The following is a 9,448-nucleotide window of genomic DNA, read 5'->3' on the forward strand; positions in this document are numbered from 1 at the left end:
CGCCGGTGGCGTCGCCCCCGTTGCCTCCGAGCCCGCCAACACCGCCCTGCCCGAAGAGCAGCCCGCCGTCGCCGCCGAGACCTCCGTTGCCGCCCGCGCCACCGTTAAGACCCGCGCCGCTGGGGTTGGCGACGGCACTGCTGCCGTTGCCACCCGTGCCGCCCTGTCCGCCGAGCCCGTACAGCCACCCGCCGTTGCCACCGTTGCCACCGTTGCCACCCGGCATGCCGGCGCCACTCGGGACGGCAGCGCCGGCCCCGCCGGGTGCGCCGTTACCGCCGTTACCCCACAACCCGGCCGATCCACCGTTGCCGCCGTTTTGGCCCACCGCGCCGGAGCCGCCGTTGCCGCCGTTGCCCAGAAGCCACCCGCCGGGCCCGCCGTTTTGGCCGGTGCCCGGGGCGCCGTTGGCGCCGTTGCCGATCAACGGACGCCCGGTGAGCGCCTGTACGGGACCGTTGATCGCGTCAGCCGCAACCTGCATCGGCAGCACGTTGGCCGCCTCCGCAGCGGCGTACTCTCCGGCCCCGCCGGTCATGAGCTGCACGAACTGCTGGTGAAACAGCGCCGCCTGGGCACTGAGCGCCTGATAAGCCTGAGCATGGGCGTCGAACAACGCCGAGACCGCAAACGACACCTCGTCGGCGCCCGCGGGCAGCACCCCGGATATCGGCGCCAACGCCGCCATGTTCGCCTGGCTAAGCGTCGAGCCGATGCCGGCCAGATCGTTGGCCGCTGCAGCCACATACTCGGGCGCGGCGATCACCCACGACATGTACGAACCTCCCCGTCACTGCAAAGGCCCCGCAATCGCGAAGTGACGTGCGACACAATGCGGCGGTAACCGATGCTATCGCGAACCAGGGGCCCAATCGCACGCTTCTTGACAAACCGTCAAGAAGCTCATGCTGTGCTTAATCTGGCGCCCCGTAAGAGTCCCGTAATAGGTAGGTATCCATGATCCAGCCATGCCGCGCCCGGGCCTCGGCACGCAGCGCCGCAATGCGGGCACCGACCTCGCCGACCGTGCCCGCCACCAGCAACTCGTCGGCAGTACCCAGATAAGCACCCCACCAGATGCGGGTTTGCGGCGGGCAGCTCTGAAACGAACAGTCGGCGTCCAGCATCACTACCGCCGAGCCGGTGAGTCCCCGCGCACGCAATTGCCTGCCGGTGGTGATGAGCACGGGAGCGCCGACGTCGTTGAGCGGGATGCGGTGCCGGGCGGTCAACGCCTGGACCGCGGTGATACCCGGGATGACGTCATAGCTGATGTCGATTTCGGCAGACACCGCTTCCAGAATGCGCAGCGTGCTGTCGTACAGCGACGGATCGCCCCACGCCAGAAAGGCGCCCACACCGTCGGGACCCAGTTCGGCGGCGATGGCCGCCGCCCAGATGCGTGCGCGCGCCGCATGCCAGTCAAAGACCGCTTTCCGGTAGTCGGTGTCGGTCCCGCGCTCGGGGTCGGGCAACTCGATGAATCGGTATCCGGGCTCGCGGATGAACCGCTCGCAGATCGCGCGCCGCAGCGCCACCAGGTCGCTTTTGGTCTCGCCCTTGTCCATCGCGAAGAACACCTGCGAATCGTTGAGCGCGTTGATCGCCTGCACAGTCAGGTAGTCGGGGTCTCCGGCGCCGATGCCGATGACATGGATGTGCCGACCCATGCAAGACAACGTAATTCAGATCTCGAAATGCCTATCCGGGACCCCCGGTACCTAGTACCCTGGGTATTGACTATCGAGTGTGATCTCCCTAACGTCTGAATCACCTGATGAAGGGACACCAACGATGACCATCGCGGTGAAACCAAATGGGCCCAAGGTAAGTGGACCCAGTCGTGAGGAGTTTTCGGAGCGGTTGCTCAAGGGCTCGGTCAAGAAGTCCTATGAGCCGGTCGTCGACATCGACTGGGATGCCCCGCTGGATCCGGACAAGTTCTATCTGCCGCCCAAACTCGTCTCGCTCTACGGCACCCCGATGTGGGACGAAATGACGCGCGAGCAACAAATCGAGCTGTCCCGCCAGGAGCTGGTCAACACGCTCTCGGCCGGGATCTGGTTCGAGAACATGCTCAACCAGTCGCTGCTGCGCACCATCTTGCACGAGGACCCGACCAGCCGGTCGACGCATTACAAGCTGACCGAGCTCGGCGACGAGACCCGCCACATGGTCATGTTCGGCAAGGCCATCGAGCGAATCGGCGCCAAGCCGGTGCGTCCGCGGCGGTTGCACCGGATGGTCATCAACACGCTTCCGCTGGCCTTCCAGCGAGGTTCGATGCTGTGGGTGGCCGCGCTGATCGGCGAGGAGATCTTCGACTCGCTGCAACGACAGATGATGGACGACCCGGAACTGCAGCCAATTATCCAGCGGCTCATGCGGATTCACGTCACCGAAGAGGCCCGCCATATCCAGTTCGCGCGTGACGGCGCACGCAAGCGGGTGGCCGAAATGCCGCGGCTCAACCGATGGTTCATGGCCAACATCAACGGCGTCGGCGGGTACTTCTTCCGGTACCTGTTCAGCAATCCCATCCCGTACGCGCGCACCGGCCTCGACCCGAAGCGGGCCCGCATGACCGCGCGCAACAGCCCGCACCGCTACCAGATGCAGATAGCCGGATTCGCGCCGCTGGCAGCATTTTTGACCGAGGTGGGGCTGATGGGCCCGATAGCGCGCCGCGCCTGGAAGCGCAGCAAGTTTCTGTGATTCAGGCACCCGCCCTGCACCACGTAGTCATCATCGGCGGGGGTGACCGCGGCCGGGCCGCCGAGGCCGCGTTAGCGGCCGCCGGTGTCGGTGACGTCGTGGTCCTCGACAGTGCCGCCAGCCCGGCGGAGGAAGTGCTCGGTTCGGTGTTCGACGACGACACCGACGCCTGGGCGGTGCGCACCGGCGGCGGCGAGGTTGTCCGAGGCCGCATCGTCATCGCCGCCCACCGGCCCCCGTATGTCCCGTGGATACCGGATCTGCCCGGGCGCAACGACTTTGACGGCGAATCGTTTCATGCGGCGGCCTGGGACCCGGCCTTCGATGCCACTGGCAAGCGCATCGCCGCGGTCGGCATCGACACCGCCCTCGCCCAGCGCCTCGACCGGCTCGTGGAATCGGCGGACTCGGTCACCGTCGTCGCCCACGCGCCGCGCCGGGTGGTCTCCGACCTGCCCTTGCAGACCACCCGGGCCCGGCGCTGGCTGCGTCGCCAGCTGCGCGGCGGGCAGCCGCGGCGATCCCCCAGGGTGGCCAGGTCGGCGATCGCTGCGCTGACGCCGTCGGGCGTTCGCACCAACGACGGTATCGAGTACGGCGCCGACGCCATCATCTACGGCACCGGGTTCGCCATCCCCGATCAGCTGCCCGAGCAGACCCTGGTGGGGGCGCACGGGGTGACCATCCGGCAGGCCTGGCACGACGGTATGGAGCCGTTTCTCGGTATTGCCGTGCACGGCTTTCCCAACTACTTCTTCATCTGCAGCCCCGATAACGCCGACGTCGCCGCACAGCTCTGCTACGTCGCCGAAGCCCTGGACCTGATGAGCCGCACCGCCAGCACCCGCATCGAGGTGCTGCGCAGTACTTTGCAGGTGTTCAACGAGCGCGCCCAACTGAAACCCGTCCAGGCGCAGCGGGTGTCCAGGGCGTTCGACCTATCCGCCGATGCGCCCGACGACGACAGCTACGACGGGGCAGCGACATTGGATCTGGCCGGAACCCGCCTGCCGGTGCGCGTGCGCCTCGCCGGTCACCTCGATCCGATCGACGGCATCTACCACTGGCAGGGGACCATCCTCGATCCCCTGCCGCGAGAGTCGCTCACCCAATCAAGAACCGCGACATTGACCGTCGGTGACCGCAGCGCACCGGCCCGCATCGTCGAACAAACCCCCTGGGGCACGCACTCCGTGGCCGGCGTCGGGGCACCCCCCTACCCGTCAAGCGGCCGGTAGCAGGGGCTTCGCCGCCACCGTTGCGCCGATTCCTCCCGCTCGACCGGGCAAATCCCGATAGGCTGAGTGCCTGCCAGACTAGAGGTTGACCGCGCGGCTTATGCGGGTAACCGCCCTGGGTGGCTGGTGCTGCGGCAGACGACGACACGGACGAGAGCGGCATGGTCGGCGAGGTAGCGTTCGGCTCTTGGAAGCGGCGGGCTCCGGGGATTGACCCGACCCGCGTGCGCCGGTGCGCCGACGAGCGACCGCCACGACCAATCACCCCGCGGTCCAGTGGCCACACCGGCGGTGCACAAATCGGGATACTTGGCCGAAGATGGAAGTCTCCGCCACGAACGTGGGCGGCATCCTCACGCCATTGCAGGGGCCACTTCGAGGAGCAGGACATGGAACCGGACGCAGGATCGACCTGGGAGGCCGGTTCGTGACGTCCCACCGTTGCGTCGCCAGGCGTGCCGCCGCGAAGCGCAGACCGCGGTGGGATGAGACGGCCCGGGAAGGTCAGCGGCGGTGAGCGCGGTTGCCAAGTCGTCCTCGCTGGCCGTTGAGACACGACTCGAGCAATCGGCAGTCATGCTGGCAGTCGAGGGAGTGCTCGGCGCGGCCAACTCGGCGGCACTGCGCGACAGCATCATGAAGGCGACGCTCGACGAGCCGACCGCGGTGATTGTCAACGTGACCGGGCTGCACGTTCCCGATGACGCTGCGTGGTCGGCCTTTATCGGCGCACGCTGGCAGGCCGACACCCGACCGAACGTGCCCATCGTGCTGGTGTGCGCCAATCGCGCCGGCCGGGACACGATCACCCGCTCCGGAGTCACTCAATTCATGCCCGTCTATCCCACCGAAAAAGGGGCGATGAAGGCGGTCGGCCGGCTCGCGCGCCGCGACGTCAAGCATGCCCAGGCGCAACTGCCCGCGCAATTGAACAGCCTTCGGCAATCGCGGCAACTGGTCCGCGAATGGCTCACCTCCTGGTCGAAGCCCGGGCTGATCCCCGTCGCACTGGTGGTCGTCAATGTGTTGGTGGAGAACGTGTTGAAACACACCGGCAGCGACCCGGTAGTGCGCGTTTTCAGCGACGGCCCGACGGCGACGATCGCGGTCTCCGACAACAGCACTGCTCCCGCCGTGCGGCTGAAATCTCCCCCGAAGGGGATCGACGTTTCCGGCCTGGCCATCGTCGATGCGTTGTGCCGCACGTGGGGCAGCACTCCCACGTCGTCCGGCAAGACGGTCTGGGCGATCATCGGCCCGGAAAACCAGCTGTAGCGTGACGATCCCGCTGCCGAGGACCGCGGCGCCGGTGCGTCGGCCGTTTCGGGAGTGGTTGCCGCTCGCGTTCCGCGCGGACAGCACAGCCGGCGCCGGCGACGCACACTTGGCCACCCGCCCGGCGAAATGAGAACACGTTCTAGTATTCGGGCATGACGCCCGCTCACAAAAGGTACGGATGACGTGCGGTTCAGCTACGCAGAGGCGCTGACAGACCCGACGTTCTACATTCCGCTGGCTCAGGCGGCCGAAACGGCCGGCTACCACAGCATGACGATCGCCGACAGCCTGGCCTACCCGTACGAGTCCGACTCCAAATACCCCTACGTCCCAGACGGCAATCGGGAGTTCCTGGAAGACAAGGAGGTCATCGAGACCTTCGTCCTGGCAGCCGCGTTGGGCGCGGTGACCACCACGCTGCGGTTCAACTTCTTCGTGCTCAAGCTACCCGTCCGGCCGCCGGCGCTGGTGGCCAAACAAGTGGGTTCCCTGGCCGCGCTGACCGGCAACCGGGTGGGACTCGGCGTGGGCACCAGCCCGTGGCCGGAAGACTACGAGTTGATGGGCATCCCATTTGCCAAGCGCGGCAAGCGAATCGACGAATGCATCGAAATCGTCAAAGGCCTCACCGCCGGAGACTATTTCGAGTTCCACGGCGAGTTCTACGACATCCCGAAGACGAAGATGAGCCCGGCTCCCACCCAGCCGATCCCGATCCTGGTCGGCGGCCACGCCGATGCCGCCCTGCGCCGCGCGGCACGCCTGGACGGCTGGATGCACGGCGGCGGCACCAGCGCCGAAGAACTCGACCGACTTATCGCCCAGGTCAAGAGTTTTCGTGACGAGCAGGGGAACACCGGCCCGTTTGAGATCCATGTGATCTCGATGGACGCCTACACCGCGGACGGTATCAAGCGGCTCGAGGACAAGGGCGTCACCGACGTCATCGTGGGCTTCCGCTGGCCCTACATCAAGGGGCCCGACACCGAGCCACTGGAGAAAAAGATCCGTCACCTGGAACGGTACGCGGCGAAGGTGATCGCCAAAGTCTAGGTGTCACAGCGGATCCCACTTTGGTGTCCGATTTTCCCGATGCGCCCTCGCGGCTTCGGCCGGGTTATTGGTGAAGCCGGTGAGCATCTGGGTCCGGTACTCGATCTGATGGCATGACGCAAACTGGGCGCGTCCAGCGCGGTATTGAGCCCGATCTTGGTCTGCCACACCCCGAAAGCGTTATTCTCGGCGATCTCGCGAGCCTTGGCCAGCGTCGCAGACATCGTGTCGTGCAGAATTGAAACGCCCTGGGCGACAGACTCGTTCAGCGTCAACACGGTGGTGCCGGTCAGCGGATACAAACCCGCGGGAGTCCACAGCGCCAGCGCATTGGCCAGACTGCCACCGGGGAAGTGCGGTAGCACATAGTTTTTGAGAACGATCTGCATGTAGTCCGCACTCGGCACCAGGATGCCGCTGCCGGAAATGAACGCCGAGACGTAGTTGGCTGGGAGGGCAAACGGAGGCGAGGCTGCGGCTTGTCGCTGCGCCGGACCGGCGAGCACACCGGCAACGGCGGCTTCGGTCTGCGCTTAGCCGTTGCCGGCGGCCGCCAGCGCCCGGGCGAACTCGCCGTGGAATGCCTCTGCCTGCTGCATCACCGCCCGATAAGCCTGCGCATATCCGTTGAACAATGTCGCGGTGGCCGCCGACACCTCATCTGCTGCCGCCCCAGCAGGCCGGTTGTCCGGCTGGCGGCGGCCGCGTTGGCCCCGCTGATCGTCGAACCCAGTTCCGCCACATCCGCTGCCACCGCTGCCATCGACTCCGGCTGCGTGAGCACATAAGCCATCGGCTCATTCCTCCACGACTTGCGCTCCTGCGACCTCGAATCGGAGTGGTCAAACCGATGTCAAGGCACCACCGCGTCAGCGTAGAGCGACGCAGCGCGATCTGTCCGGAGTTTGTGGGCTCGTGAGCACCCGAGGGTGTCGTCAAGGTCTGAATTCGCCGGTTTCTGGCGCGATCTGGTGATGTGGTTGGTCAGGGCATGAAAAGCCCAGAGCTGATCGGCTTCGGTCGGCTCGTTGGAGGCGCCGGGACGTTCGAAGTCGGCCTGGTCCGCGCGGATCCGATTCGCAAGGCCGCTGGGTACACGGCCAGCTGACGCGCCACCGCGCGATCACCGGCTTCGGTGTCGCCTCCCGATACGGCCGCACCGCGCGTTCACGCACTTCCTCCCGCGATTAGCCACCGCCTGTTACAACCGCATTAGTCAGTTCGGATCCTCGGCGACCGGTCGCGAACTCGGCGATATTATCGAACGTGACGTCAGCGATGTTGCCGAGGGCTTCACGGGTGAGAAATGCCTGGTGGCCGGTGATAAGAACGTTGCTGAAAGTCATGAGCCGCGCAAGTACGTCGTCGGTCATGATCTCGGCGGAGAAATCCTCGAAAAAGTAGTCTTCCTCTTCCTCGTATACATCGAGTCCGGCCGCGCCGACGGCTCCGGACTTCAGGCCTGCGATGAGCGCGATGGAGTCGACGAGCGCGCCGCGACTGGTATTGATAAGGATGACTCCACGCTTCATATGCGCGATGGCGTCGGCGTCGATGAGGTGGTGCGTATCGGGCGTGAGTGGCGCGTGGAGGCTGATCACGTCGGACTGTGACAGTAGGTCCGGCAGGTGGACATACTCGATCCCGTTCGCCGCGGCGAACTGCGTGTCCGGGAAGGGGTCGTGGGCAAGCACCCGCATCCCGAAGCCGCGGAGAATCTTGACCATGCACCTGCCGACCCTGCCCGTTCCGACGACGCCGGCACACTTGCCGTGGAGGTCGGTGCCCACAAGACCGTTGAGCGAAAAGTTGCCTTCCCGGACGCGGAGGTAGGCGCGGTGAGTCTTGCGATTGAGTGTCAGCAGCAGCGCGGTCGCGTGTTCGGCGACGGCGTAGGGCGAGTATGCCGGCACGTGCACCACGGCGACTCCTAGGCGGCCCGCGGCTTTGATATCCACGTTGTTGTAGCCCGCGCAACGCATGGCAATGAGGCGTACACCCGAGTAATGCAGTATCTCGATAACCGCGGCGTCCAGCCGATCGTTCACAAAGCAGCAGACGACATCACTGCCGGCGGCTAGCTCAACGGTATCTACAGTCAACCGGGTCTCGAAGAAATGCAGAACATAGTTGTGGCGGTTGTGAGCGCGGAAGCAGGCCTCGATATAGGGCTTGCTGTCGAAAATAGCTATTTTTAGGCGGGTGTCTACACTATGGGAGCCTAAGGACGCGGCAAACGATCTTGCACGGTGCAGGTCCCGGCTCATCGCGGCCAGCATGACTGTGCTCAGTTGGGGATGAAACTCTAACAGCGACTTGAAATCGTCGGTATCGAGTATCCATACCTCTGCGGCGCCGCGCGCCACGACGCTGGCTGAATTCACCTCCTGCTCGAAGGTGCTTATCACGCCAGCGACGTCGCCCGGCCCGCAGGTGTTAAGCGTAACCGGGGCCCCATCATCGCCCCTCCTTACCACCGCCACGGTCCCGGTGCTTACGATGAACATCCGATTGCCCACGTCCCCTTGGCGGCATAGGAACTCGCCATCCGCAAAATGGGCGACGCTGATTTTCCGGGCCACCGCCATAAGCGCGTTATCGTCAAGACCGGCAAAGAAGCGACTGCGCTTCAGCGAGTGCCACATGGTGCTGGAGTCTGCGGTCATTGGGTAACTGGTATTTCCCTTCGACTCAAGGAGCTCTTAAGTAATTCGAGTCGGCGTGTCAACATCCATCCACGCATGGTGGTATATTGTGTCGGTATACGATGCAATCAATATGTCAATATCGAGATACCGCCTCTGGTAACTGATAAAAGACTCACTAGCCGGCTTCGACCACTAAATTGGCATTGGTCGTTATACCTCTAACGGCTAGTTCAATTCCACAGATCACACTGTTGTCAGTTCGCTGGGAGTCGAAATCTGGTCTATTGAATTAGACGGGCAGGCAACCGAACATGACAATCGCAAAAAGTGATCAATCAACAATTAACGCCTATCAGGCTCTTCGCATAGCAGGGCTCCCGCGTCATTGACCAGCGGGCCTGTGAGCTGGGGAGTTGGGGTGGCGCTAACCTCGTCGTGCTAACCCGAAGTTACGACGGGTTCTGACTGGGGATTAGTGTTCTGAGCTGGCGATATGGGCTGCTGTCTCGTCCTGAT

The 9,448-nt window shown here is 64.6% G+C and carries 7 protein-coding genes and 3 pseudogenes; 4 read left to right on the top strand and 6 right to left on the bottom strand.

From position 1 onward, the window contains the following. Positions 1-775: PE family protein (locus tag BST40_RS26180; protein ID WP_142276814.1), on the bottom strand; the 775-nt coding region annotated here is incomplete at its 3' end. Between the two features lie 139 nt (positions 776-914). Further along, complete coding sequence (gene cobF, locus BST40_RS26185) at positions 915-1,670, bottom strand: precorrin-6A synthase (deacetylating) (protein WP_075549174.1); 756 nt, start codon at positions 1,668-1,670, stop codon at positions 915-917. Positions 1,671-1,794: 124 nt separating this feature from the next. Between cobF and BST40_RS26190 the strand changes: the two genes are divergently transcribed. The 4 genes from BST40_RS26190 (at position 1,795) to BST40_RS26205 (ending at position 6,284) form a co-directional block, all read left to right on the top strand. Beyond that, positions 1,795-2,715, top strand: a complete 921-nt coding sequence (locus BST40_RS26190; protein ID WP_075549173.1) for an AurF N-oxygenase family protein — start codon at positions 1,795-1,797, stop codon at positions 2,713-2,715. A 251-nt stretch (positions 2,716-2,966) separates the two neighbouring features. Next, positions 2,967-3,953 (top strand): DUF4873 domain-containing protein, encoded by a 987-nt coding sequence (locus BST40_RS26195; RefSeq protein ID WP_240316688.1) that lies wholly within the window; start codon positions 2,967-2,969, stop codon positions 3,951-3,953. 513 nt (positions 3,954-4,466) lie between these two features. Next, a complete protein-coding gene (locus BST40_RS26200) occupies positions 4,467-5,228 on the top strand; it encodes an STAS domain-containing protein (RefSeq protein ID WP_075549172.1) in 762 nt (253 codons plus the stop codon). A 186-nt stretch (positions 5,229-5,414) separates the two neighbouring features. Beyond that, the gene (locus tag BST40_RS26205) at positions 5,415-6,284 is read left to right on the top strand and encodes an LLM class flavin-dependent oxidoreductase (RefSeq protein WP_075549171.1); all 870 of its coding nucleotides are present in this window, start codon (positions 5,415-5,417) and stop codon (positions 6,282-6,284) included. 3 nt (positions 6,285-6,287) lie between these two features. On the opposite strand, the pseudogene BST40_RS32075 reads toward BST40_RS26205, so the two are convergent. From BST40_RS32075 to BST40_RS26220, 4 genes and pseudogenes are all read right to left on the bottom strand, one after another. After that, a pseudogene (locus BST40_RS32075) lies at positions 6,288-6,508 on the bottom strand (enoyl-CoA hydratase/isomerase family protein); the annotation flags it as partial. 27 nt (positions 6,509-6,535) lie between these two features. Beyond that, a pseudogene (locus BST40_RS32080) lies at positions 6,536-6,673 on the bottom strand (hypothetical protein); the annotation flags it as partial. 144 nt (positions 6,674-6,817) lie between these two features. After that, positions 6,818-7,077, bottom strand: a pseudogene (locus BST40_RS33420) (PE family protein). Positions 7,078-7,471: 394 nt separating this feature from the next. Then, entirely contained in the window at positions 7,472-8,950 is a 1,479-nt protein-coding gene (locus BST40_RS26220) for a D-lactate dehydrogenase family protein (RefSeq protein ID WP_082275617.1), read from the bottom strand. Between the last annotated feature and the right edge of the window lie 498 nt (positions 8,951-9,448).

The sequence above is a fragment of the Mycobacterium persicum genome, assembly GCF_002086675.1.
In the GTDB taxonomy this organism is placed as follows: Bacteria; Actinomycetota; Actinomycetes; order Mycobacteriales; family Mycobacteriaceae; genus Mycobacterium; species Mycobacterium persicum.